The organism is Pedobacter cryoconitis, from assembly GCF_001590605.1.
GTDB classification, from domain to species: domain Bacteria; phylum Bacteroidota; class Bacteroidia; order Sphingobacteriales; family Sphingobacteriaceae; genus Pedobacter; species Pedobacter cryoconitis_A.
The window spans coordinates 3039363-3063554 of record NZ_CP014504.1 but is presented as its reverse complement, the minus strand read 5'-3'; the positions used below and the strand labels follow the sequence as shown (position 1 = coordinate 3063554).

Below are 24192 nucleotides of genomic sequence, written 5' to 3'. Positions count from 1 at the left end.
TTTACTGTTGATTAAAAGCCGTTTTATTGTTGATTAAAAACCCTTTTTATTGTTGATTAAAATAGGTGCTGATTAGAAAGCTGCTGCGAACTCTTTTGCAAAGTCTTCCAGTTTGATAGCGGAGAATTCAGGTTGATTAACTTTAAAATCTTCCCATAAAATACCATTTCTGATCGCTGTGCCCATTTCTACATAATTCTTAGCTAACTCTGCAGGTAAACCAGCCTGGATCATTCCATCATAAGCTTGTTCATCTGTAAACTCAACCCATTTCAAATCAGGTTTTCCTATCGCTGTACCTAATGCGGTGGCTACTTCTGCAGGGGTACGGACATCACTGGCCACATAACGGATACTTTTTCCTGTGAACGGCTGTTGTATTTCTCCGGCTATGGCTAAGGCGATATCTTTTGGATGAACCAGTACTAATGGAGCAGTTTCTCCATAATTGCCCCCAATAATACCCCCATGTCTGATCATATCGGCACTGCCATATAAGTTGACATAAAAATACGCAGGGCGCATGTGCTTGATCGAAACACCTTCCAGTTCATTAAATATTTGTTCTACATCATGCAAGCCTTTGATCGGGCCTGTACCCTCAGTTAAATGTGCGCCAATGCTGCTTAGATTAACTACTTGCTTCACGCCGGATGCACGAATCGCTGCGGCATAATTCTGACCAACCGTATTCATGAAACTTCTGAAATCAGCAGCCGCATTATTTGGGGGACACATCGTATAAATTGCATCTGCGCCTGTAAAAGCCTTTGTTAAAAAATCGGTATCCTCTACTGAGCCAATAGTCGCTGTAGCGCCTAAATCTTCAATTGCTTTTACCTTATCGGCACTGCTGCTGATGACAGTTACCTGGTGACCAGCATCTACTAAGGTTTGTGCTAATGGCTTACTTATATTTCCTAAAGAACCTGTTATTGTAATTTTCATATGTTTAATTTTTTATTATTGACAGGACAAAGGTATATTTGTACTTACTTTTATACAAGTACTTACCCCAAAGTGTGTAGCATGACCAGGATTAAAGAGAATTCAAGTATCAACTTAAATAAAGGATTAGCGGAACTGACTTGTCCGGTTACCTATGTCATGAATAAGATTGGCGGGCACTGGAAATCGATTATTATTTATCAGCTCAGAGAAGATTCTAAACGTTACAGTGAATTGAGAAGAGCTATTCCTATCATTACTGAAAAAATGCTGATTCAGAGTTTAAAACAATTGGAAGCTGATAACCTGGTGATCCGGAAAGCAGAACCAGTAGTTCCTCCTTTTGTCACTTATACTTTAAGCCCTTCGGGTAAAGAATTAGTCCCTTTAATGAATATGATGGCCGAATGGGCTATTCAGGATAGCGGAAGGGCAATGGTTTAATTTGTATTAGTAGCTGGACCTTAATTAACCGGATATTCCGAGGTAATAATTCAGGTCCATATCATCAATGTGGTTTTTAGGATGAAAAGTATTTCCCATTAACATTACGTTCATAGCAGCAGATACTCCCTTAAGCTGCACAGTTCTGATTTCCGCATCTTTCGGCTCAGTCAGTAAATCGTAAGTGCTTTCAGAAATGATCAGGTTATTGTTGAGCCCTTTGGTTTCTCCTTGTAAGCGTGAAGCAATATTTACTGGTAAGCCCATGACAGTCATCTGCTCTTTATTGGCCAGATCATATTGACCCACTACAACCTTACCATGGTGTACGCCAATACCAACCTCGTAACTCAGGTTAAAATAAGGTTGCGCATAAGAAGCATTAAAAACATCAACATCACGTAGTAAGGCATAAGCGGCATCAACAGAAGACTGCACTGCTTTTCTTAAATTTGTATCCAATCCGAAAACTGCATATATACTATCTCCATTGGTTTCAATAATCCGTCCACCAGCGGCAGTAATAGAGCGGTTAAATAAAACAAACAGTTTTCTGATCATATAAATGACTTCATACGAAGATCTGATTTCCATAGCAGCCGTGAAATTGCGGATATCCAAGAATAAAAGAGCCAGTTCACGCTCTTCTCCAAGCGCAGTATAAATCTCCTTCATCTGATCAGGTGATTTGCATACAATAGTCTGATCAGTAAGGCGTGTACATGAAATTTGATGTGTTGGGAGCGTAGAGGGAATGTAATTGTTTTGAGTTTTCATAAGGTAAGCTTTAAATGGTGGGTTTACATTTATTTCTGATTGTAAATTTAAGCAGATCTAGTACGCGGGGACTGCGAGAATCAAACCGATAATTGCGAAATTCAACCATTTTATTCTTGATGGCCGGCAAAGGTTTTTGTGTCACCAGGCCTGGCAAGCACTATTAGTGCAAACAATTGTATTTGTCAAATTGTTCTTTGGTTGAACCTGATCAGATCAGGGCCCGCAGCAATAATTATGGAGAATATAACCAAACAATTGATCAGCACCGCAAAAGCTATGGTGGCCGGTTTCAAAGGCCTCGTTGCGATAGATGAAAGTGTCGCAACACTCAACAAACGTTTTGAACTTGCAGGTATTCCGCAGACTGAAGCATACAGAAGGGCCTACCGGGAAGTTTTAATTACCACGCCAGGAATAGGAGATTATATTAACGGGGCAATATTATTTGATGAAACTGTTCATCAGCAAACCTTATCAGGTGTCCCATTTTTGGAAGCATTGAAAAAAGCCGGAGTTATTCCAGGTATCAAACTGGACGAAGGAACCGAAGATCTGGCGGGTTTCCCTAAAGAAAAAGTAACCAAAGGACTAGATAATTTACAAGAAAGGCTCACCACTTATGCCGCACTGGGTTTAAAGTTTGCTAAATGGAGAGGGGTAATCCTGATCGATGGAGAACTGCCTTCTCAAGCTTGCATTGTCAGCAATACGCATGCACTTGCCCGTTATGCTGCTGCCTGTCAGCGTGCAGGGATCGTACCTATTGTAGAGCCAGAGGTGATTATGGATGGTAACCATACTATTGAACGTTGTGCACAGGTCACTGAGAAAGTACTGCGCTCTTTATTTGAAGAATTGTATTTGCTTAAAGTAGAGCTGGGCGGACTGATTTTAAAGCCTAATATGATTCTTCCTGGTAAAGATGCCCCTGAAAAGGCAGATGCAGCTCTGGTGGCCAAATTAACTGTGAACTGTCTGCGTAATGCCGTTCCAGCTACAGTTGCCGGAATTGCCTTCCTTTCTGGTGGTCAGGATCCTGAAACTGCTTCACAAAACCTTAACGCAATTAACGCTGCTTACAAAGAAGTTCTGCCGTGGCCGGTTACCTATTCTTTCTCCAGAGCTTTGCATCAACCTGCTTTGGAAATCTGGAAAGGTAAAACTGAAAATGTAAAGGCTGCCCAGGACTCTTTTATTAAACTGGCCAAAGCCAATCACGAGGCACGAAAAGGAGAGTTTAAATTGTAAGTGTTTGTTTTTGAGTAAATAAGGAGTTGGGGATGATATTCCTCAATGTGAATTCTTTATTCCACAATTTTCATAAATAAAAAAATCCCGGAGCTTTTAGGCTCCGGGATTTTTTGCTATAAGATTTGCTTGCTATGAATGTAGCAGGATTATTGAATTTTAATTTTAAAGCTGTCAGTTTTTGGTGCCCCCGGATCAATCGCAGTCAGTTCATTTGAAACTGTTCTTCCGTAAGAATCCATTACGATTAATCTGATCATCTGTTTTTTGGGAGATTGTATAGTTGTTTTTAGTTCAAAATCAGATACATAGCTAAATTTAACGTCTTCACTGTTCTTGATGCCAACTGCATACTTGTCATTAATGACCGTATAATTCAGCATGCAATCCGCACACTCTACTCTGATTACACCGTCTTTGGTAAACAGTACATTAGACAATGGATCAAGACCCGAATCTTTTTTACAGCTGGTAAAAGCAAGAGAAAGAAAGAAAAATGTAACGATGATTTTTAACCTGTTCATAACCATGACAGGCATTAATAATGCCATAAACACGATTTATTTTGCGACAGGGAAATTCGCCTTATACAGCTCTTCCAGGTGTGCAGGATAAAGCGGTTTTTTAAGGAGTTTAATTACATAAGGATTCGCTTCTGCTTTACGGATATCACCAAAATCAAGCGTAGAGGACAGCATAGCGACCACACAATTATCTTTGAGCTCAGGAGGGAAGCGCTTATAGTTCTCCAGGAATTCGAAACCATCCATTTCAGGCATCTGGATATCCAAAAGGATGAGATTTGGTAGTTTATCCAGTTGATTGGAATGGGTATTAAAATAGCTGAGCGCCTCTTCTCCAGATTGGCACTGAATAATTTCATCGAATAGTTTAGAGATAAAAATGATCTTCGAATTAATCTTCAGGTCAATGATGTTATCATCGATCAGCATCACTTTTATGGAGCTCTGGAGTTTATTTGGCATTGGGAATAGTAATTTTAAACGTAGTACCCTGGTTCAGAGAAGAACTGACAGATATTTTTCCGTCAATCTTGTTTAAAGCTTCCTTCACTATAAACAACCCCAAACCACTTCCTGTGTTATTTTTTGCTTTAAAGAACTGCGTAAATATCTTTTCAAGATGCTCGTTGAGAATACCCAGCCCATTGTCAGTAATCGATATTTCAGCAGATAGCAAATTAGCTTCTATGGTAATATCCACTACCTTATGATGGCCGCTTTCCTTCTGGTATTTGATGGCATTGGAAATCAGGTTACCCAATATAACTTCAATTCTGAACGAATCCCCCATAAATGGATGCGTCTGATTGATATTCAGATTGAATTGTGTATCCCGGTCACTATAGGCATACAAATCGATCATTTCATCTACCAGTGTCTTGAAGTCGATAGCTGAATTTTCGGAAATGTTCTTATTATTTTTATAGTATTGAAGCGTCTTCTGGATATAATAATCCAGCTTATTAGAGCAGGATTCTATCAGTTCCCAGTATTCACCGCTTGAATTGTAAAGGCCTTCCATTTTAACCAGGTTTACAATACCGATTACGGAGACCAGCGGAGCTCTTAATTCATGAGAAATGCTGTAGATAAACCGGTTCAGTTCATCATTAGTCTTCTCAAGTTCTTTAACCTTATTCCTCAGATCAATCTTGGACTTGTAAGCATCATGCGCATTTTTGATAGAATTATGCAACTCCAGGTCATTCCATGGTTTAGTAATATATCTGTAAATATCGCCATGATTAATTGCATCAGCCAGTGCAGCAATATCTGTATAACCAGTCAAAAGTATACGGATAGGGTCTGGGTAGGTATGTGCAATACTCTTAAAGAATTCTACACCTGTAGTTTCAGGCATCTTCTGATCAGCGATAATCACTTCTACCGGAAGGTTCTCTAATACCTTTAAACCCTCGGCTGCGGAAATCGCTGTGTAAATCTCATATTGTCTCCTAAAACTTGCTTTGAATGCGAGGAGGTTGTTCTCTTCATCATCAATATATAAAACTTTAACAGGCGAGCGAGTCATATTATTGTATGTTTAGAGGCAAGGTAATAATAAATTCTGTACCTAGATTCACTTTTGTAACAACATCAATATGGCCTTTATGTTTTTCTATGATACTAAAAACAATTGAAAGGCCTAAACCTGTTCCTTCGCCAACTTGTTTTGTGGTGAAGAAAGGTTCAAATATCTTCTGTTTAATCTCATCGGTCATTCCCGATCCGGTATCTTTAATGCTGATGATTACCTGTTCATTTGCCGAAGAGGTGGAGATATAAATATATTCTTCCTCTTGCGGATTTTCTTTAACCTTCAACGCATGCAGGGCATTAGTAATCAGGTTCATAAAAACCTGGTTTATTTTACCAGGCAAACATTCTACCAATGGAATAGGCTGCAGATCCTTAATGATTTTTATATAACCAGGAACCGTGCTCCGGAGTAAAACCAAGGTAGATTCCAGCCCTTCATTTAAGTCTACAGGCTTGGTATCGCTCTCATCAAGCCTGCTGAAGTTTTTAAGGCTTCTGATAATTTCTGCTGTCCTTTTTGCACCTTCTCCAATTCCCGAAAGTAAAGAATTAATCTCTGTTTTGATAAAATCAATATCAATTTGTTTTTTAAACCTTTCTATCGCTAAAATCTGCTCCCTGATATCCTGATCAGGATCCAGTTCTTCATACTTCTGGATCACATCGTACAGATCGTTAATATCCAATCCGAGCGGTTTGATATTGGAAGTTACGAAATTAATAGGATTATTTATCTCATGCGCAATACCAGCAGTCAGCTGACCCAGGCCAGCCATCTTTTCGGCATCGACCAATTGCGATTGCGCCTCTTTCAATTCTTTCAGTGTCACGTTTAAAGTAACATTAGAATTCTGTAATTCCTCTGTACGTCTGTTTACCTGGATTTCCAGTTCGATATTTTGTTCACGGATCAGTCTTTCGTTCTCTTTGGAGATTTTCAGTGCTTGTTCCTGAGATTGCTCTTTATCTTTTCGGTAGACGTTTATTTTGTCAGCCAGTGCGAAAGAAAGTAAGGTGATTTGTATAACAGAGCCGATTTCTAAAATATAAGAAGTAAATAGATTGTACTCAATTAAGTTGAAATTCCTTAAAACAAAGATCACAACACACAGTAAAAATATGGTATATGCGACCAAAAAGAACAGGGCAGGGCGGGAACCTTTTCTCCGGATCACATTGGCCACATACAAGAAATAGAGTGAACCTAACAGCGCCAGGGTCTGCAGGCATTTTATACTGGTGGCATGCGCGCCTGAAATCCATACACCGAGTGCTATAAAATAGAAAAGAACAAATAAATCTATTCCGATATGCAGTTTTGGGGTGTGTATTTTTGTTTGTAAAAATCTTTTTAAGAACAGTGCGGTCGTGATGCCTGAGAAAAAAGGGACCAGAAAAGAACTGTTTATCGCTAACCAAGGGCTATCCGGCCATAAAAACTTGAAGGCATAACCCTGAAAAGTGGCCTGCGTTAAGCCAACAAAGAAGATATAAACGATGTAATAAATATAACTCGGATCCTTTACCGTGAATGATATAAACAGGTTATATAAAATCATGATAATAATGATTCCGGCATAAATTCCGAAGAGAATATTCTTACTGTTATCATTGACCAGGACCACTTTGGGCGTACCTAAAGTGATAGGCAACTGAATCTGATCTGTAGAACTGATGCTGATGTAAAAGGTTTCCTTTTTGTTACTGGCGATATTTACCGGAAATATATAATTGGGATTATTGACTAATCTGGCATAAAAGGCTCTAAACTTTCCTAACTTTGAAGAGGCATAAATTTTATGGTTATCCAGTCTGTACAAGGTAATACTATCAATTGCGGGCTGCGCAACAACGAGCATTAAATTTTCCGCAGCGCTTTGGTTCTCTACGGAGAATTTGATCCATATCTTATCTGAAGTGAAACCCAGATTAGGGACTTTCTGATTGAGATATTCGAATTTACGGCCAATTACCTCATGGATAGTTAATGATTTTGAAGGATCTCTGAAAATGGATATACCATCTTCAATCTTTAAAATGTTGTTTTCGTTTTTAAAGACAAGCGTACTGTCCTGTGTCGCTGCATAGGTGAGCGCGCTGCTGGATAAGAGCGCTATTAGTAAAAAAAGTAATTTTTTAAACAGGATCATGCAGATTTGGGATGTCTAAATTATATTCTAACTGGTACATACCTTTTGGACCTCTTTCTTCAAAAAGCTGATGTGGGTTATCACGCAGGGAAAGTATTTTTTCACGCTCTGAATCATCAGCATTACTCAAATCAAAAGGATTTCTTAACCGCATTGCAGTGGCCACAAGATCATCTTTAGGATAGTAAAATAAACCATTGTTACCCAGTGATGTTTCAATCACACAACCCACTCTTTTTCCCATTCTAACCGTAACAGGGGCACACAATACAAATAGACTTACAATAGGTAATTTCGCTGCAAGTACCGAACCGACCCTGGCCAGTACGTGACTCCCAATACCCATACCCGCAACCTCTCTTGAATTCCACAACCCACATAATTCGCAAGTCCCGCCGCGTTCTTCATCAGCGTTGATCATGTCGTATATTTTCGGATCGTATTTACCAATTGCAGAAGCAATAGGCAATTCATACTGATCAGTTTTAATCTGGATCCTCGCACCGCCATAGATAAATTTAGTTTCTTTGTCTTCCACCAAAATCACCATAGTCTTCGGGTCTTCTACCCAATCCTGTTTGTTTGAAGTAATCTGAGTGATGCCGTAAAGTTCAAGTAATCGTTTGTGGCCGACAATAAATTTTGAGCAGGCTTCCGGATCATCCGGAGCTCTGAATGTTCTAATGTGTATCATTGTCTCCGTTTATATTAGTAATTGTATTCAACTCATCTTTAAACAGTTCATCGAAATCAACGAAATATCTGCCTGATTTGCTAAATTGTTTAAGAAGTATACGGCGGCTGATATCTGTAATCATAGCCCCGCCTAAAGTTACTGCCGAAGCGAGCTGAGGCCAGCCGACAATAGTTTTATTCATTTCGCCTACTGATTTCATCATGGCAGGAGATAAATTCTCAAAACCTATGATTTTTCCGAGGTAGCCTATTTTTTCAGGAATAGTCAGTTTGTTTAAAGTTTCTGTAAGCTGATCTGCACTTAATGCTTCCAGTTCTGCCACCTTTCCGTGGAAAACAGGTCTTTCAGGCTCCAGGTCGAAACGTTCTACATCCAGCATTCCTTTATCATTGGTATCCATCACTACAGGGATCCCTAGTGCTTTGGCCTTGATGCGGGCAAGGATTTTTATATCAATTCCATCACATTCTTCTACCAGGATATCCAACTTGCCATTTCCAGTAAAAAACTCATCGATAGTATCCAGGGTGATACCTTCGGTAAAACAGATGACATTGATGAATGGATCAAGTTCTGCAATCTGTCTGGCTGCTACAATGGATTTGTTTAAACCAAGGTCCTGTACATTTACCTTGATCCTGTTCATATTGCTCAGTTCAATTTCATCGAAATCGGCCAGGCGGAGCTCTCCGCAGGTCCGTTCCATAGCCAGTGTTAAAGCAATGCTCTGCCCTACAGATAAACCAATAATCCCTATCTTTTTCTGCTGCAGGATCTGGATCTCTTCAGGGGTAATTTTATAGACATTTCTGCTTGTTCTTACCTGCGCAAATTCCTGCGCATCAAGTGTGTGTACTAACTTATTTGACCAGGGATAATATACCCAGACACCATAAGCATCTGCATCAGTTTTCAGGTGTGCTGCAACCAATGCTGCCGACTCTTCCGGAGTTAATTTTTGTTGTGGATTATTCAGTTTAATGAGTTCCCCAAGTTGGCTTAAAATGGTATCGTAGATGAGTAAATCAGGGTTATTGCTGATTAAAGCTTTTAGCTTTTCTCCTTCCTCAGGATTGATTAATCTGAAATAAACGGGACGGTATATCATTGAATGGTCAGGCGCATGAACACTAGAATTAATCTTATCCATTTTTGCTTTATTGTGTGAGCTTTTGTGTAAAATTGATCAATTATTATTTAGAAATAATTTTTATCCGAAATTAGTTTTTTAGAATTTATAAAAGCAATATATTTAACAAAAAAATCCAATAAATAACAATGAATTCCGACACCCCAATTAATGTGCTTTATGTGGATGATGAAGTTCATAATCTTAATTCTTTTAAAGCTGGCTTTAGAAGGAAATTCAACATTTTTACAGCAGAATCTGCGGTAGAGGGACGGAAAGTATTAGAAACTGAACTTATTCATGTCATCATCACCGATCAACGCATGCCGGTTACTACTGGTATCGAATTTCTGGAATCCATCATTCCTGATTTTCCTGATCCGATCCGAATATTGCTGACCGGTTATGCGGATATCAATGCCGTTATCGATGCCATCAACAAAGGTCAGGTTTATAAATATATTCAAAAACCATGGATGGATGAAGATCTGAGGATCAACATCGAAAAAGCATATGAGATTTACGCGCTGAGAAAAGAAAATAAAGAGCTGACTGAAGCTTTGCTGGTCGCCAATAAACAACTGGAATTCCTGCTCAGACAAAACTTACTTTCTTAATTAAGTAAACCTCCATGAAAAATGCCCCTAAGCAAGGAATATTCCTTGCTTAGGGGCATTTTTCATGGAGGTTTGACCAGCGCGTAGCTTAAAGCTCTTTTCTCAGCCTGGCTACCGGAATATTCATCTGTTCTCTGTATTTCGCAACCGTTCTGCGGGCAATATTATAACCTTGTTCTTTTAAGATTTCTGTCAGCTTCTCATCTGCCAGTGGCTTGCGTTTATCTTCGTTGCCAATGCAGTCTTCCAGGATCTTCTTTACTTCTTTATTCGAAACTTCTTCACCGCTTTCAGTTTGAATAGCTTCCGAGAAGAAAGATTTCAATAAGAAAGTCCCGAATTCTGTTTGTACGTATTTAGAGTTTGCTACCCTTGATACGGTAGAAATATCCATGTCAATTTTATCCGCAATGTCTTTCAGGATCATCGGACGCATTTTACGTTCATCACCTGTCAGCAAATACTCATACTGATATTGCATAATTGCATTCATAGTCTTTAACAAGGTTTGCTGACGCTGTTTAATCGCATCAATAAACCATTTGGCTGAATCCAGTTTCTGCTTTACAAATTGTACAGCTTCTTTTAGCTTTTTGTCTTTCTGTGCCGCTTTATCATAATGCTGAAACATGTCTATATAAGAACGGCTCACTCTTAATTCTGGTGCGTTTTTCGAGTTTAAGGTCAAAATCAGCACAGAGTCATTATTAGAAATATGAAAATCAGGGATAACCTGTAATTGCTTGGTGGTTACCTGGTTTGAGTCTCCTGGCTTAGGGTTTAACCGAAGGATTTCTGCAATGATTTCCTTTAAGTCTTCACTGTTTAAACCGAGTGATTTTTCAAGTTTGTCGTAATGTTTTCTGGTAAACTCATCCAGGTAATTTTCTACGATCATGATCGCTTTCTGGATAATCAGATTGTGCGGGTCTTTTCTGCGCAATTGTAAAGTCAGGCATTCCTGAAGATCTCTGGCTGCAATTCCCGGAGGATCGAAACTCTGAATTACCTTCAGCATTTCCAGTACATCTTCTTCTTCGACCATTGCATTTTGTGAAAAAGCAAGATCATCAATCATCGAAGTAATTGGTCTGCGCAGGTAACCGTCATCATCTAAACTGCCGATAATCTGTTTACCGATAATAAAATCCTGGTCTGATAAAGGGACCAAATCAAGCTGCTCCTGAAGGCTTTCAAAGAAAGTACTCTCAATAGCTATCGGAGTTTCTTTCTTTTCCTCATCATCATCATTGTTGTTGTAGGAAGTGCTGTAATCATTTCCACCATCATCCTGCAGGTAATCATCTACATTAAATTCATCAGTACTTTCTTCCTTTGAACCCCCGTCAAAATCATCGGGAGAATCATTCAGATCATCATATTCACTTTTAGGTTCTTCTGCGATCATTAAACTTGGGTCTTCGAGCGCAGGATTTTCTTCTAATTCTTCTTTTATTCTGGTATCAAGGGAAACAGTAGGCACCTGCAGCAGTTTGATAAACTGAATTTGCTGAGGCGATAACTTTTGAAGTAACTTTTGTTGTAAATGTTGTTTAAGCATGTTTTGTAGAAAAGGTATTATGACCCGTTTCAAAAATAAGCATTTGGTTTATATATCAACCATATTGTGGAACGAATATTGTGTTTAGGTGTGTTTTTCCAATAAAAAAGCTTTGTTTTCCTGATAAAGTTTATATTTTTATTGGTAGTTGAACACCATGAAAAATTAAATACTATGAGTTTTGTAAAAGAATTTAAGGAATTTGCCATTAAAGGAAATGTAGTCGATCTGGCAGTCGGTGTGATTATTGGAGGGGCATTCGGTAAGATTGTGACCTCAATGGTTAATGATTTAATTATGCCTCCTATTAGCTTATTGATTGGTGATAAGGGTTTTGTAAACTATTATATCCCGCTGAGCGATAAAGTGAGAGATTTCGTTGCGGCTAACCCGGCTGCTTCTCTGGAAGAGGCAAGAAAAGCGGGCCCTGTGTTTGCATGGGGTAATTTTGCAACAGAAGTGATTAATTTTGTTATCCTGGCTTTCATTATTTTCCTGATGGTAAAAGCGATCAACCAGCTGAAACGTAAGCAAGAAGAAGTTGTTGTTGCTGAACCAGTTCCAACCAAAGAAGAAGTATTATTAGGTGAGATCAGAGACTTACTGAAAACGAAGAATATTTAAGCATTTTTTATCCTGAAAAAGGCCATCCTGTAAATATTACGGGCTGGCCTTTTTTTTGCTTGAGCTGCAAACGTATTTATTTCGTTACTTAACCGTAAGGATGATATAATCTGCCAGTTCAGCCTGTTTTGTCCAGTCTGGTTCCGTACCATCTTTAGCTGCAAAACACGAAATGTTGACCAGGTTCAGTTTCGGTGCATATTTTCGAAGCTGGGCAAAAGTCCCTAGTTTTTCATCACTGTGGAACCTTCCGTTAACCTGGAATATCTTTTTCTTCGGGTTTAACTTGTTGTATTTTGCAATAGACCAGGCCATCGAAGCATCCCATAAATTTTGTGTCTGAAAGATTTTCATTCCACCCATATCATGCCCGCCCAATGTTTCTATGAATTTATCATAATATCTTCCTGTCGCTGTATCTATAGGCAATGGCGGTAAAAATTCTTTAGAAGTAACCGGGAAATCGTTCAGTTTGTTTAATCCGGAGAAGGTAACTGCATTGCTGTATCTGGTCGCTGCATTGGCTCCGATCACGTCTGTTTTATTTGCTTTGGCCAACTCAATTAAAGGCCTGTAATCTTTGTAATTGTTCCAGGCGCGGGCTTCTTTGATAAAATTCTTCTCAGAAATTACGTGAGCAAGATATTCGTTAAGTACGGGCTGCACATCGGTTGGAAACATTTCTAAAGACAGCGTTGTACCCGGATAGGTTTGACTCATTTGACTGAATATTTGTGCTTCCAATACATGTCCGATTGAATCGTTATGTTCTTCACCGAAGAAAAGCACATCAACTTTCTTCATGTTTTTAACGAGTTCTTCTACGGAGATAGTTTTCCTGGTTTTTGTTTCAAATATTTGATAAGAGTGATCATTATTTTGGGCAAATAAGGCTGTAGGGATCAAGACCCACGCAAATAGAAGGAGTTTCTTTTTCATATCTTTTAGTATTTCTCAAAGTAACGCATAATTAGAGGCTGTTTAAAACAGTCTTCCTTTTCACCGGCTAAAAAATGATGTTCACCGGGGTTTTACGTCTATATAGATGAGCGCTATTTAACAATGCATATTTACTCCTTAATTTTGGTTTCAATAAATGACAGCAAGGTTATGGAAAACTATAAATATAAAAACCGGTCTAACAGGGTATGGAGTGGTTTAATTCTTTTGATCATCGGCAGCGTATTTTTACTTCGGAATTTTGGGATTTTTATCCCGGACTGGATATTCAGCTGGCCTACAGTATTAATTTTAATAGGCTTAGTTATTGGTTTTAAACGCAGATTTCATGGCGGGGGATGGTTAATGATGGTTTTAATAGGCGGTTATTTTAATGTGCAGAATCTGTTTGATTTTAACCTGACGCAATACTACATTGGAGCTGCATTTATAATTCTAGGCTTATTTGTCATCTTTAAACCCAAAAAACCAGGTAAAAACCAATGGGAGAGAAAGTTTGAAGGATTTAAATGGAAAGATTATAGCAATGCACCGGCAGATTCCTGGGGTAATCCACCGGCCGGGAATACTAATCCTGCCAATCCCTCAGCGGAACCAGCTCCGGAGCCTAATCCACTGCACAATCAGACTTCTGAACCTCATGCCAGCACGCAAACTACTGACAATGACTATATAGACGCTGTGAATGTATTTAGCGGTGGTAAACAACAAATCTATTCCAAAAATTTTAAAGGCGGAGATGTCGTTTCTGTTTTCGGAGGATGCGAACTGGACCTGACACAGGCCGATTTTGCTGATCACGTATCCATTGAAGTTGTAGCCATTTTTGGAGGTGTTAAATTAATCATCCCCCCAACCTGGGTAGTGGAATCACAAGTGAGCCCGATATTCGGCGGATTCGACGATAGCCGCACAATTAATCCGGTAAATAGCGAACCACTTAAAATAATTACAATAAAAGGAGTAGTTTTATTTGGTGGAGTAAGTATCAGTAATTTCTAAACCAAATATTTTGACGAGTAACCCACTGTTAACAAGGAAAGCACAAAAAACGGCAGCGCTATTGTACCTGGCCTGGACAACCGCGTTTGTCCTGTTGTTTTTCTATACGCTTAATTTCAGCTGGGTAGTGTCAATTGCAGATAGTTTAATTACCAGCACACTTTTGGCACTTTGCTGTGTCGTGGTTAGTATTGTGCTGAGATTTTATCAGCCGAAAGATGAAATCATATTGTTTGTCATCGTACTGGCTATTGCACTCTCTGTACTGATTACCTGGATTTGCCGCTGCTTATTAACTGGTATTTTTTCGCAGGACCTTACTTATGTGAATTTCCTGAACTTATCGCTGGTATTCAGGTTCATTGTCATCTTTGTTTTTCTGGCCTGGTGTGCATTTGTAAACGTATTGTGGTACCGCTTAGAAGAACAATCAGAAATGCAGGAGCGCCTTTATACCGCTCAGAATTTAGCTAAGGAGGCAGAATTGAACAAGCTGAGACATCAATTGCAACCTCATTTTTTGTTCAATAGTTTAAATTCAGTGTATGCACTGACCATCGTTAATCCAAAGGAAGCGGGAACAATGATTACAAAATTAGCTTCTTTTTTAAGAGGTACCTTGAAAAGAGATGATGAGGTTTGGGTGAGCGTGGCCGAAGAAATGGAATATATCCAGTTATACCTGGATATTGAAAAGGTCAGGTTCAGCCATCGTTTAAATCTTGATATCCAGGTTAATGAAGATACTTTAAAGCTGTGCTTACCGGGGACATTACTACAGCCTATCGTGGAAAATGCGATTAAATTCGGGTTATACAATACCGCTGCGGCAATCCTGATTTCTGTTTTGATCAGGGTAGAGGGGAATATGCTGATTGTGAGTGTTGAAAATCCTTATGATCCGGAAACGAAAGCTTCGGGAGGAACAGGTTTTGGGCTCACTGCAATCCGGCGCAGGCTTTACTTGCTTTTTGCAGACAATAACTTGCTGCAGACTTCCTCAACTGAGGACAATAAATATATTACTACGCTTAAAATACCACAAAAACTATGATCACAACCATACTGATTGATGATGAGCCGCTAGCCAGGGATATTGTAAAGCATTACTTGTCAGATTTTCCTGAGATAGAAATTGTTGCTGAATGCAATGACGGTTTTGAAGGGTTGAAGGCCATTGCAGCTTTCCGTCCCGACTTTATCTTTCTGGATATACAAATGCCTAAAATCAATGGTTTTGAGATGCTGGAGTTGGTAGAGCATCCACCAGCAGTAATCTTTACAACCGCATTTGACGAATTTGCCATTAAAGCTTTTGAGGTGAATGCTGTTGATTATTTGCTCAAACCAATTGAGCAGGAGCGGTTCGTACAGGCCATGCAAAGGCTTCCTGCAAAACTAAAGCAACCGGAACTTACCCAGGATTTATTGGAAACGGCATCGCTGAGCCCTTCGCAACACCACAGGGTAGTGGTTAAAAATAATGGGGTGATCAAAATTATTGCAGTGGCAGATATCCATTATCTGGAAGCGGATGATGACCATGTGAAATTAAGTACTACAGAAGGGATTTTTTATAAGAACAAGACGATGAGTTTCTTTGAAAAAACACTGGATAGTGAACAATTTATACGGATTCACCGCTCTTATCTGATTAATCTGGCCCAGGTCACTAAAATTGAATTGAAAGAAAAAGATAGTTATATCGTACTTTTGAAATCTGATATCTGGCTGCCTGTCAGTAAAACGGGCTATGTTAAGCTCAAGGCTGCCCTTGGTTTATAGAAATTTAAACAGCTTTAACACAGCGATCACAAATAAAAATGAAAACATAGGCTGCATGTATTTGCATTTAAGAAAAAATCGCATTATATTTGCACCTCTCAATTAAAAAATAATAGTTAAGATATCATACAGTTATGAAAAGAACATTCCAACCTTCGCAAAGAAAGAGAAGAAACAAACACGGCTTCCGCGAAAGAATGGCTACAGCAAACGGTAGAAGAGTATTAGCTTCTCGTCGTGCAAAAGGAAGAAGAAAATTATCAGTTTCTGACGAACGTCGTCACAAAGCATAATTTTGATTGCAGCACCTCTGGTGCTGGCAGCTCATTCAGTCTGCAAATCTGCGATCAAAAACATGAAAAATTTTACCAAAGAAGAACGGTTATGCAGCAGGAAATTATTAGACCTGCTATTTAAGAACGGTTCTTCTTTTTTAGTATACCCCTTTCGGGTTTCCTATCTGTTTATACCGGAGAAAAATGCTTTTCCTGTTCAGGTAGTGGTTAATGTATCGAAAAAGCGGTTCAAGCGTGCGCACGACAGGAACCTGATCAAGCGCAGGACGCGGGAGGCTTACCGTTTACTGAAAGCATCAGCTCTTTATCCCTTATTAAATCATCCTGATCAATTGTTACTGCTCTCTCTTCAATTTGTTGGGAAGGAACATTATGATTATGCTTTTTTTGAAAAGAAACTGGCAAATGCTTTAAAAAAACTGATCCTGGCTGTTGACCCGCCTGCCAAAGCTGTAACTGCTATTGCGCCTGAAAAACCAGTACCTTTAACTCCAGAAGATGAAACTGATTAAGCAAATCATCGGCTGGTTCTTTTTGGCGCTGATCAGGTTTTATCAGTTGTTCTTATCTCCTTTACTGGGTGCAAGCTGCCGTTTCACGCCAACCTGTTCTCAATATGGCGTAGAGGCAATTAAAAAGCACGGGCCTTTTAAAGGCGGCTGGTTAACACTTAAACGGATCGGACGCTGTCATCCCTGGGGGAAACATGGACATGATCCTGTTCCTTAGTCAATCGGGCCTGTCTTAATTTTAAATCCACTATATCATTGTTATGGCTACAATACTTCAACTAGAAACAGCTACACAAGTATGCTCCGCTGCATTGGCTGTCAATGGAGAGACAATCGCATTAAAAGAACTTGCTGCACAGAATATTCATGCGGGAAGCCTGACCTTATTTATACAGGATGTCATGGCAACGGCCGGATTAACTTATGCGGAGCTGGATGCAATAGCAGTGAGTAAAGGGCCAGGATCGTATACCGGATTAAGAATTGGTGTTTCAACAGCTAAGGGGCTTTGTTTTGCTTTGGATAAACCACTGATCGGTGTGGAGACGTTGAGGATGATGGCACAAGGGTTTTTGAAAACTGCGGATTCCTATACGGGGCTGGTTTGTCCAATGATTGACGCCAGAAGGATGGAAGTCTTTACCGGATTATATGACCATAACCTGAATGAAGTACTGCCGGTGGAGGCAAAAATTATTGATGAAACTTCGTACCAGGAGCAATTAATTAAGCAGCAGATCACTTTTATAGGTGACGGCGCAATGAAATGCAGCGACTCCATTGTTTCTCCAAATGCGGCTTTCTCTGCCCTCAATTTTAATTCTGCGGCAAATATGAGCTTGCTGGCATATCATGCCTTCACAGCAGGTAATTTTGAGGATGTAGCCTATTTTGAACCTTACTATCTGAAAGATTTTGTAGTTACCCAGGCTAAAAAGAAAGTTTAACTATTTTTTCTTTTTAAACACCCCGAATAATTTCGCAAAGAATCCTTTCTTATCCAGATCGTCACCAACTCCCGGCATATAACTGCTGTTTTGAGGATGTTCCACTGTATTACCGAATTTAATCCCGATTCCCATATATACAGAAGCTCCTGCATAGCTGTTATTCGTCAGGTCGGGCTGCTGTTTATATTTTGCTGATTTTAAGACGTTGTCACTGCCCAGAAAAAACTCGAAGTTCGGAGTTTGATATTTGGCTTGTGTGCCTAACATCATAAAACCGTTTAAGTTGTAAATAGGGGAAAGGCTGACTGAAAATTCATTGTAGGCAAAGTTGTTGACCAAAGCGATGTCCCCGCCTTTGTTCCAGATGTTTTTAGAGACGATGAAGTTTGGGGTATAGAAGTCGAATCTTTTAGAGACCAGTAAATCAAGTTTAGCATTTGTTGCAGTGTAAAAGCCTTTTCGCTGGTCGTTGCTGGTGAAGAGTTCTTCTAGCCTCCTTTGTAGGGTGTTGCTATTTTCTCCTGGCTGTATAGTGATGTCCTGACCTGCAGGAACAGCAATAGAATGAGAATTTTTATTCCACCTGATAAAGCCCAGGTCTTTTACACTTCCCATTAAAAAGTAGCCTGTTTTAGAGGTATAAGTAGTACCAAAACCTACAGATAATCCGGGATTTTTAAAATCAGGGATCAGGGTATTTGTATTCAGCTCTTTTGCACGGAGAAAGTTGGATTGATAAGTTCCACCGACATTAACTGTGAGTTGCCCTTGATTCTGATCGAATTGTATATTGGAACTGGTAATATCTATTTTATTATAAGTTATTCCGCTTAATAAACTCATTTTTACACCAAAAGCGAGTTGTTTAGAGACGTTTTCTCTATAGTTCATGCTGAACTGATGGTAAGACTGGCCGTAACCGTTGCCATTGAAAGGATTGCTCATGCTCTTATCAAATTTTTTAAAATCATCAAAAGCAACCAGTGTAGCATTGGTATAATCTGCAAAAGCATCTGATCTCATCTGCCATGAAAAACCTAATTCCTGGTGATCTTTATAAGATTTGAAAATCCTGAAAGTGAACAAATAAATATTAGAATTCTGATAAGCCTGATTTCTTCCATTGTCTACAGGTATTCCTGTTGTCTTGTAAACCTTATCATTGATATAAGTTCTCAAACTAAGATTAGAAGCTCCTTTATTGGCTGCATTTAATCCGAAATAGGGAAGCAGAAAGTTCGAAGCATATTGACGGGAAGAATCAAGTACAAAAGCTTTCTGAGCTGGATTTTCAAAAGCATCAAACAATGTTTTGGTATTGAACAGTCCGTATTGTTGTGCCTTAATTTGTGTAGACAGAATTAGAAAAAGGCTTAGTATAAGGTATCTTTTTGCCATAAGTTGAAAACGATTTTTAAATATGGTCATTTAAAATTTACATTCTGATTATTAATTTGTTAAATTTTGAAGGGTATCGGTCACTACCTCTGGTATAGTATTCAATAATAGATTGGTTTGAAAAGCACCTTTATCTCCATTAAGCTGATAAATCATAGAACTGAACTTTTCCAATCCTTCTTTTTTGATCATGTGGTTATAGTAAGGCGTATAGATCGCTCTTCTGACCAGGTCAGTGGAGTTCTTACGGTTCACATAAAAAGTAACATTTGATGTTTTTGATAACTGACTGTATACATTGATATAATCAGCGGTATTAACCAATAATTTGTTCTGGTGATAATCGTTTAAAAAAGATTGCAGTGCACCAGCCTGGTTTGAAAATACCATGTAATTATCAATTATAGTATAATATGGTCTGCTGAAAGGTCTGAAAGGCTCTCCGAAGTAACAATATAAAAGCCCTGATTTTTTAAATCTTTTGATATCTGTATTGTAATCGTCACTCATATCCAATAACAGTTGTTTTACTTTATCGCCATTGGTGAGGTTAATCGCCGCTATATTTTCGGATGATTTAAGCTGAAAAGAGATCAGCTGATTTTGAAAGTACACCGGGAATATCTTTTCTGCGTCTAAATGATATTCATTGTTAAAGCTCTTGATTGTGTTTTTGATCTTCTGAGCCTCCTTATTGACTAAAAACCAGTTGTCGAGCCCTTTTTTCCAGGTTTTATAATCGGTCAGGGCATACAATTTAAAGTTAGCTGTATTTTCTGGCAGCAAGTTATCAATATCGTTTTTTTGAGGAGCGAGCGCTGCAAAAAGCGTCAGGTAGTTTTTCTGGTCATTGAGTGCTGAACTTCCATTAAAAAATAACCGCTCTTTGCTAAAATTATAATTTAGTGCAGCAAATGAATTTTGCCTGTGAAGTACAGACAGGCCGCCATTGAGCTGACCAGGAAGCATTGACTTTAATAAAGCAGGTATTTTATTGAAATCGATATATAAGTTGCCTAAACTGTTTCTTTTGAACTTATTACTGGCTTTTATATAAGCAACAAACTGATTGTTCTCTTCATTTGAAGCAGCTTTAGTTGCTGACTTTACGGGTGCAGGGCTATTGGAAAGCAAAATCAGGTTTTTATCTATATTCAGGTAAAAAGTAGCACTATCATTTAAGACGAGTTTCATCATCCCACTATCAGTTGTCAGCTTAATGCCGTTGGATTGCAGGGCGCTGTAAAGTTTTGGCTTATCCAGTTCATCATTTAACTGGGTACTGATCAGGTAGTCTATCTCTTTATTTTTTCCGGCAGAGAAACTGATAAAAATATTCTTGTTGCCGACCAGGTTATTAACCGCAGGATTGGTGACCAGTGTATTCTTCAGTAAACTCAGCTGATTGAATTTCTCCTGACCAAGCAGCTTCTCAAAAAAATCCTGTCCTTTCAAAATGTCAAATATGCTTTTATCATTTTGAATGCAGAAAACAAGACCAGAGTTTGCTGTTGCCGCGTACAGACTAGTTTCCTTATAGGAGGTTTCCTTGTTCAGTTTAGAAAAATATAAGTAGGCCATCCCCACAATGGCTGCGAATAGCGTAAAGAGGGTGAAGTATATCTTTTTCATTTGCGTCTAACAAATTTAAGGTAATTGTTGGGCATTAGGTGATATTTTATTGTTAAAACGGGCTTTCTTCCGATGTTTTACAGGATTGGAGAGCAGAACTTGCTGATTCTGATGTATTGTTGTCAGAAGTGTAAGCGAAACTGGTCGGATACTGGTTGTGTTCTAGTTGAATAGTACCACTGTAGTGTATTAGAACGACCTTTAAACGGCCTTGGGATGAGGTTGGAATGACTGTGGTCATTGTAAGGTCATCCCAAGGCACTATTTAACCCCTTTTCAACACCTGCTCTGTACGCCAAGGCCACGTTTTATATTCAATTGAAAAGTCATTTTTTCCAAACGGCAAAAAGCCTTTGTTTTTTAAGGTAAATTGCTGTTAATCTTTGGGGATGGAGTTGGTTGAACGTTGTCAGCAATCCCTTCATTTAAGCACCTATAGGTGGCTTAAATAAATAATTTGCAAATAGGGTTAACGAAAATGCATTTAGGTTGCGTAATTTTACCGGGCTGGAATTAAGACGAATTGAATGAATAGAAAAATAATTTTGACTGCCTCTTTCTTTGGAGCAGTGGCGGTAGTACTAGGTGCCTTTGGTGCGCATGGCCTGAAAAATGTAATTGCTGCTGATCAGCTGGCTATCTGGAGCAAGGGAGTTGAATATCAGTTTTATCATACTTTTGCCTTGCTTTTTCTATCCACCTTCGCCAGGTTCAGGAATAAACTGGTTGATTTTGCTTATTACTGTTTCACCATAGGGATCATTTTCTTTTCAGGATCACTTTACCTGCTGGCTACACGTGAAGTATTACAGTTAAGCTGGGTAAATATTGTAGGCCCGATTACTCCTTTAGGAGGATTATTATTAATTACCGGCTGGATTTTTCTTTTCTTCGCCGCTTTAAAAAACAGATAGATGCAGGAATTAAATGATATTGATTTTTCAGAGAGGGATACCTTGTTTATAGAAGTAATTTTACCGCTTTCTCTTTCAAAAAACTATATCTATCGTGTTCCATTTGACTTAAATGAGCATACCGCTGTTGGTAAAAGGGTAATCGTTCAGTTTGGGAAAAATAAAATCTATACAGCGCTGATTAAAAGTATCAGCCAGACCGCACCGGCTTTATACCAGGCTAAATATATTATTGATGTTATCGATGAACATCCGGTTGTAAATACCCTGCAATTGCAGTTCTGGGATTGGATGACTGCCTACTATCTCTGCAATGAAGGCGATGTGATGTCTGCAGCGCTTCCGGCAGGATTAAAACTGGCGAGCGAGACCATTATCATCCTTCGGGAAGAAGTGTCTTTAGAAGAGCTTGAATTGACTGATAAAGAGAATATACTGATTACTGCACTGGAAAAACAGAAACGCCTGACGGTAGATCAGATTTCTAAACTATTAGGACAGAAAACAGTATTTCCGCTGATCCGTTCTCTTTTGGATAAAGGGGTAGTTCATCTTGCAGAAGAAGTCGTTGAAAAATATAAACCTTTATTAAAATCATACATCACCCTAAACCCTTTCTACAGCGAGGAAGGGAATTTCAAGCATCTTTTTGAGGTGCTGGAAAGGGCGCCGAAACAACTGGATGCCCTGCTGATGTATATTAAACTTTCCAAATCGGGGATTGAAATCTCCAGACAGCAATTGCTGGAAGACAGCAGTTGTGGGCAGGCGGCTTTGAAAGCCTTACTGGATAAGGAAGTCTTCTTCCTTAAAAAGAAAGTAGTGAGCCGGTTAAATGACGAGTCGGATGATATGATCCTTAATTTTAAACTCAGCCCGGCACAAAATACAGCTTTAGAAAAAATAGGAACAGAGTTCCAGACCAAAGATGTTGTTTTATTACATGGAATAACTGCTTCTGGTAAAACTCAGGTCTATATCAAATTGATTGAGCAGGCGATTGAAAAAGGTGGGCAGGTTTTGTTCCTTTTGCCTGAAATTGCGTTGACTACACAGATCGTTGAACGGATTAAACGCTATTTTGGCGATGCGATCGGGGTATATCATTCCAAATTCAATGACAACGAAAGGGTAGAGATCTGGAACAGCGTCATGAATGGTAAATATAAAATTGTTCTTGGCGCACGTTCAGCAGTGTTTTTACCTTTCAAAAATTTAAAATTGATCGTGGTCGATGAGGAACATGAATCATCGTACAAGCAAAATGAACCTGCTCCAAGATATCAGGCCAGGGATGCTGCTGTTTACCTGGCGCATCTGCATCAGTCAAAAATCATATTGGGTTCAGCTACGCCTTCTATAGAAAGTTATTACAATGCATTGCATCAAAAATATGGCCTTGTTACCTTAAACGAACGTTTTGGAGGGGTTGAACTCCCTATACAGGAAGTGGTAGGGATTGCTGAAGAAACCAAGAAGAAGAAAATGGTTTCTTATTTCTCCAGTGTATTAATTGATGACATCACTGCAACGCTGGAAAGAAAAGAACAAGTGATCCTTTTCCAGAACCGCAGGGGTTATGCAACTATCCTGATTTGTAAAACATGTGGTTTCGCGCCTAAGTGTGTGAACTGTGACGTGAGCCTTACTTTCCACAAAAGCAGTGGTAAGCTGCATTGTCATTATTGCGGATACCATGAAAGCAGTATGAATATTTGTCCTGCCTGTGGTTCTGTACATATTGAACAAAAAGGGTTTGGAACTGAAAGAATAGAAGAGGAATTAAGCCTGATCTTTCCGGAAGTGAAAATTGCAAGGCTTGATGTAGACAGTACAAGAACAAAAAATAGTCTTCAGAAGATTATAAGTGATTTTCAGGAAAAGAAAACAGATATCCTGATTGGTACACAAATGGTGGCTAAAGGCCTTGATTTTGATAATGTAACACTGATCGGTGTAATCAATGCAGATACTTTATTGAATTACCCGGATTTCAGAGCTTTTGAGCGCAGTTTTCAGTTGTTAGCACAGGTTGCAGGCCGTGCGGGCAGAAGAGATAAGCAGGGGAAAGTATGTATTCAGGCCTATGATGCCGACCATAGAATTATCAAACAGGTAGTGGATAATAATTACCTGGAGATGTATAACGATGAAATTGCTGAGCGCAGACAATTTCATTATCCGCCTTTTACCAGGCTGATTTTTATCAATGTAAAACATAAAGATTCAAATCTGCTCAATGCCGCGTCTGCACGTTTTGCTACGCTGTTAAGGGCGCAACTCGGAACGAGGGTACTGGGGCCTGAACAGCCTTTGGTTTCCAGGATCAGGAATTATTACATCAAACAGCTGATTATTAAATCAGATAAATCAACGGCTATTCATAAAGTTAAGGCTGCACTTAAACAAACTATAGCAGACTTTAACGGGGAGAATACCTTTAAAGGTGTAATTATGCAGGTAGACGTAGATCCTTACTAGG

The 24192-nt window shown here is 39.1% G+C and carries 25 protein-coding genes; 13 read left to right on the top strand and 12 right to left on the bottom strand.

The window, feature by feature from the left end:
• Positions 1–72: 72 nt before the first annotated feature.
• Entirely contained in the window at positions 73–948 is an 876-nt protein-coding gene (locus tag AY601_RS12770) for an NAD(P)H-binding protein (protein ID WP_068401635.1), read from the bottom strand.
• A gap of 81 nt (positions 949–1029) precedes the next feature.
• On the opposite strand from AY601_RS12770, the gene AY601_RS12765 reads away from it, so the two are divergent.
• The gene (locus AY601_RS12765; protein ID WP_068401627.1) at positions 1030–1392 is read left to right on the top strand and encodes a winged helix-turn-helix transcriptional regulator; all 363 of its coding nucleotides are present in this window, start codon (positions 1030–1032) and stop codon (positions 1390–1392) included.
• Positions 1393–1416: 24 nt separating this feature from the next.
• Here the strand turns inward: AY601_RS12765 and AY601_RS12760 are convergent, their stop codons facing one another.
• Complete coding sequence (locus AY601_RS12760; protein WP_068401625.1) at positions 1417–2169, bottom strand: adenylate/guanylate cyclase domain-containing protein; 753 nt, start codon at positions 2167–2169, stop codon at positions 1417–1419.
• A gap of 237 nt (positions 2170–2406) precedes the next feature.
• Here AY601_RS12760 and AY601_RS12755 point away from each other — a divergent pair, with 237 nt between their 5' ends.
• The gene (locus AY601_RS12755; protein WP_068407503.1) at positions 2407–3420 is read left to right on the top strand and encodes a class I fructose-bisphosphate aldolase; all 1014 of its coding nucleotides are present in this window, start codon (positions 2407–2409) and stop codon (positions 3418–3420) included.
• Between the two features lie 149 nt (positions 3421–3569).
• Here the strand turns inward: AY601_RS12755 and AY601_RS12750 are convergent, their stop codons facing one another.
• Genes AY601_RS12750 through AY601_RS12725 form a run of 6 tightly spaced genes read right to left on the bottom strand, consistent with a single transcriptional unit; the run spans position 3570 to position 9480 of the window.
• A complete protein-coding gene (locus tag AY601_RS12750) occupies positions 3570–3971 on the bottom strand; it encodes a hypothetical protein (protein ID WP_068401623.1) in 402 nt (133 codons plus the stop codon).
• 9 nt (positions 3972–3980) lie between these two features.
• Positions 3981–4406, bottom strand: coding sequence for a response regulator (locus tag AY601_RS12745; protein WP_068401620.1), 426 nt, complete (start codon positions 4404–4406; stop codon positions 3981–3983).
• Positions 4396–5475, bottom strand: coding sequence for a hybrid sensor histidine kinase/response regulator (locus tag AY601_RS12740; protein WP_068401617.1), 1080 nt, complete (start codon positions 5473–5475; stop codon positions 4396–4398). The genes AY601_RS12745 and AY601_RS12740 overlap by 11 nt, the downstream gene beginning before the upstream one ends.
• Before the next feature lies 1 nt (position 5476).
• A complete protein-coding gene (locus AY601_RS12735; protein WP_068401614.1) occupies positions 5477–7633 on the bottom strand; it encodes a 7TM diverse intracellular signaling domain-containing protein in 2157 nt (718 codons plus the stop codon).
• Positions 7620–8327, bottom strand: a complete 708-nt coding sequence (locus AY601_RS12730; protein ID WP_068401611.1) for a hypothetical protein — start codon at positions 8325–8327, stop codon at positions 7620–7622. The genes AY601_RS12735 and AY601_RS12730 overlap by 14 nt, the downstream gene beginning before the upstream one ends.
• A complete protein-coding gene (locus AY601_RS12725; protein WP_068401608.1) occupies positions 8314–9480 on the bottom strand; it encodes a ThiF family adenylyltransferase in 1167 nt (388 codons plus the stop codon). The genes AY601_RS12730 and AY601_RS12725 overlap by 14 nt, the downstream gene beginning before the upstream one ends.
• A 128-nt stretch (positions 9481–9608) precedes the next feature.
• On the opposite strand from AY601_RS12725, the gene AY601_RS12720 reads away from it, so the two are divergent.
• Positions 9609–10076, top strand: a complete 468-nt coding sequence (locus tag AY601_RS12720; RefSeq protein ID WP_068401605.1) for a response regulator — start codon at positions 9609–9611, stop codon at positions 10074–10076.
• An 88-nt stretch (positions 10077–10164) separates the two neighbouring features.
• On the opposite strand, the gene rpoN is transcribed toward AY601_RS12720, so the two are convergent.
• The gene (gene rpoN, locus AY601_RS12715) at positions 10165–11637 is read right to left on the bottom strand and encodes an RNA polymerase factor sigma-54 (RefSeq protein ID WP_068401600.1); all 1473 of its coding nucleotides are present in this window, start codon (positions 11635–11637) and stop codon (positions 10165–10167) included.
• A 174-nt stretch (positions 11638–11811) separates the two neighbouring features.
• On the opposite strand from rpoN, the gene mscL reads away from it, so the two are divergent.
• Positions 11812–12261, top strand: coding sequence for a large conductance mechanosensitive channel protein MscL (gene mscL / locus AY601_RS12710; RefSeq protein ID WP_068401598.1), 450 nt, complete (start codon positions 11812–11814; stop codon positions 12259–12261).
• Positions 12262–12345: 84 nt separating this feature from the next.
• Here mscL and AY601_RS12705 read toward each other — a convergent pair whose 3' ends face one another.
• Positions 12346–13200 carry a ChaN family lipoprotein gene (locus AY601_RS12705; protein WP_068401595.1) on the bottom strand — a complete coding sequence of 285 codons (855 nt, stop codon included), beginning with the start codon at positions 13198–13200 and terminating at the stop codon, positions 12346–12348.
• A gap of 171 nt (positions 13201–13371) precedes the next feature.
• Here AY601_RS12705 and AY601_RS12700 point away from each other — a divergent pair, with 171 nt between their 5' ends.
• The 7 genes from AY601_RS12700 (at position 13372) to tsaB (ending at position 17763) form a co-directional block, all read left to right on the top strand.
• Positions 13372–14223 (top strand): LiaF transmembrane domain-containing protein, encoded by an 852-nt coding sequence (locus tag AY601_RS12700; RefSeq protein ID WP_084359553.1) that lies wholly within the window; start codon positions 13372–13374, stop codon positions 14221–14223.
• Between the two features lie 10 nt (positions 14224–14233).
• Positions 14234–15277 carry a sensor histidine kinase gene (locus tag AY601_RS12695; protein WP_232324586.1) on the top strand — a complete coding sequence of 348 codons (1044 nt, stop codon included), beginning with the start codon at positions 14234–14236 and terminating at the stop codon, positions 15275–15277.
• Entirely contained in the window at positions 15274–16008 is a 735-nt protein-coding gene (locus tag AY601_RS12690) for a LytR/AlgR family response regulator transcription factor (RefSeq protein WP_068401589.1), read from the top strand. Before AY601_RS12695 ends, AY601_RS12690 begins: the two co-directional genes overlap by 4 nt.
• 134 nt (positions 16009–16142) lie before the next feature.
• The gene (gene rpmH, locus AY601_RS25335) at positions 16143–16301 is read left to right on the top strand and encodes a 50S ribosomal protein L34 (protein WP_083251894.1); all 159 of its coding nucleotides are present in this window, start codon (positions 16143–16145) and stop codon (positions 16299–16301) included.
• Positions 16302–16363: 62 nt separating this feature from the next.
• Positions 16364–16816: a ribonuclease P protein component gene (locus AY601_RS12685; protein WP_084359549.1), complete on the top strand. Its 453-nt coding sequence runs from the start codon at positions 16364–16366 to the stop codon at positions 16814–16816.
• Positions 16803–17033, top strand: coding sequence for a membrane protein insertion efficiency factor YidD (gene yidD, locus AY601_RS12680; protein ID WP_041884785.1), 231 nt, complete (start codon positions 16803–16805; stop codon positions 17031–17033). The genes AY601_RS12685 and yidD overlap by 14 nt, the downstream gene beginning before the upstream one ends.
• A 43-nt stretch (positions 17034–17076) precedes the next feature.
• A complete protein-coding gene (gene tsaB / locus AY601_RS12675) occupies positions 17077–17763 on the top strand; it encodes a tRNA (adenosine(37)-N6)-threonylcarbamoyltransferase complex dimerization subunit type 1 TsaB (RefSeq protein WP_068401586.1) in 687 nt (228 codons plus the stop codon).
• Here tsaB and AY601_RS12670 read toward each other — a convergent pair whose 3' ends face one another.
• Both AY601_RS12670 and AY601_RS12665 read right to left on the bottom strand, forming a co-directional pair.
• Positions 17764–19164, bottom strand: a complete 1401-nt coding sequence (locus AY601_RS12670; RefSeq protein ID WP_068407498.1) for a DUF5723 family protein — start codon at positions 19162–19164, stop codon at positions 17764–17766.
• Positions 19165–19215: 51 nt separating this feature from the next.
• Entirely contained in the window at positions 19216–20796 is a 1581-nt protein-coding gene (locus tag AY601_RS12665; protein WP_157287878.1) for a hypothetical protein, read from the bottom strand.
• 527 nt (positions 20797–21323) lie between these two features.
• Between AY601_RS12665 and AY601_RS12660 the strand changes: the two genes are divergently transcribed.
• A complete protein-coding gene (locus AY601_RS12660) occupies positions 21324–21710 on the top strand; it encodes a DUF423 domain-containing protein (protein ID WP_068401574.1) in 387 nt (128 codons plus the stop codon).
• Positions 21711–24191, top strand: coding sequence for a replication restart helicase PriA (gene priA / locus AY601_RS12655; protein WP_068401572.1), 2481 nt, complete (start codon positions 21711–21713; stop codon positions 24189–24191).
• The last annotated feature ends 1 nt before the right edge of the window (position 24192 follow it).

Coding starts and splice junctions, on each gene's coding strand:
- AY601_RS12720 (WP_068401605.1), top strand. CDS start 9,609: ATGAATTCCGACACCCCAATTAATGTGCTTTATGTGGATGATGAAGTT.
- AY601_RS12700 (WP_084359553.1), top strand. CDS start 13,372: ATGGAAAACTATAAATATAAAAACCGGTCTAACAGGGTATGGAGTGGT.
- AY601_RS12670 (WP_068407498.1), bottom strand. CDS start 19,164: ATGGCAAAAAGATACCTTATACTAAGCCTTTTTCTAATTCTGTCTACA.
- AY601_RS12685 (WP_084359549.1), top strand. CDS start 16,364: ATGAAAAATTTTACCAAAGAAGAACGGTTATGCAGCAGGAAATTATTA.
- AY601_RS12740 (WP_068401617.1), bottom strand. CDS start 5,475: ATGACTCGCTCGCCTGTTAAAGTTTTATATATTGATGATGAAGAGAAC.
- rpmH (WP_083251894.1), top strand. CDS start 16,143: ATGAAAAGAACATTCCAACCTTCGCAAAGAAAGAGAAGAAACAAACAC.
- mscL (WP_068401598.1), top strand. CDS start 11,812: ATGAGTTTTGTAAAAGAATTTAAGGAATTTGCCATTAAAGGAAATGTA.
- AY601_RS12735 (WP_068401614.1), bottom strand. CDS start 7,633: ATGATCCTGTTTAAAAAATTACTTTTTTTACTAATAGCGCTCTTATCC.
- AY601_RS12705 (WP_068401595.1), bottom strand. CDS start 13,200: ATGAAAAAGAAACTCCTTCTATTTGCGTGGGTCTTGATCCCTACAGCC.
- AY601_RS12665 (WP_157287878.1), bottom strand. CDS start 20,796: ATGAAAAAGATATACTTCACCCTCTTTACGCTATTCGCAGCCATTGTG.
- yidD (WP_041884785.1), top strand. CDS start 16,803: ATGAAACTGATTAAGCAAATCATCGGCTGGTTCTTTTTGGCGCTGATC.
- AY601_RS12770 (WP_068401635.1), bottom strand. CDS start 948: ATGAAAATTACAATAACAGGTTCTTTAGGAAATATAAGTAAGCCATTA.
- AY601_RS12760 (WP_068401625.1), bottom strand. CDS start 2,169: ATGAAAACTCAAAACAATTACATTCCCTCTACGCTCCCAACACATCAA.
- AY601_RS12755 (WP_068407503.1), top strand. CDS start 2,407: ATGGAGAATATAACCAAACAATTGATCAGCACCGCAAAAGCTATGGTG.
- AY601_RS12730 (WP_068401611.1), bottom strand. CDS start 8,327: ATGATACACATTAGAACATTCAGAGCTCCGGATGATCCGGAAGCCTGC.
- AY601_RS12750 (WP_068401623.1), bottom strand. CDS start 3,971: ATGGCATTATTAATGCCTGTCATGGTTATGAACAGGTTAAAAATCATC.
- AY601_RS12690 (WP_068401589.1), top strand. CDS start 15,274: ATGATCACAACCATACTGATTGATGATGAGCCGCTAGCCAGGGATATT.
- AY601_RS12765 (WP_068401627.1), top strand. CDS start 1,030: ATGACCAGGATTAAAGAGAATTCAAGTATCAACTTAAATAAAGGATTA.
- AY601_RS12725 (WP_068401608.1), bottom strand. CDS start 9,480: ATGGATAAGATTAATTCTAGTGTTCATGCGCCTGACCATTCAATGATA.
- AY601_RS12660 (WP_068401574.1), top strand. CDS start 21,324: ATGAATAGAAAAATAATTTTGACTGCCTCTTTCTTTGGAGCAGTGGCG.
- AY601_RS12745 (WP_068401620.1), bottom strand. CDS start 4,406: ATGCCAAATAAACTCCAGAGCTCCATAAAAGTGATGCTGATCGATGAT.
- rpoN (WP_068401600.1), bottom strand. CDS start 11,637: ATGCTTAAACAACATTTACAACAAAAGTTACTTCAAAAGTTATCGCCT.
- tsaB (WP_068401586.1), top strand. CDS start 17,077: ATGGCTACAATACTTCAACTAGAAACAGCTACACAAGTATGCTCCGCT.
- priA (WP_068401572.1), top strand. CDS start 21,711: ATGCAGGAATTAAATGATATTGATTTTTCAGAGAGGGATACCTTGTTT.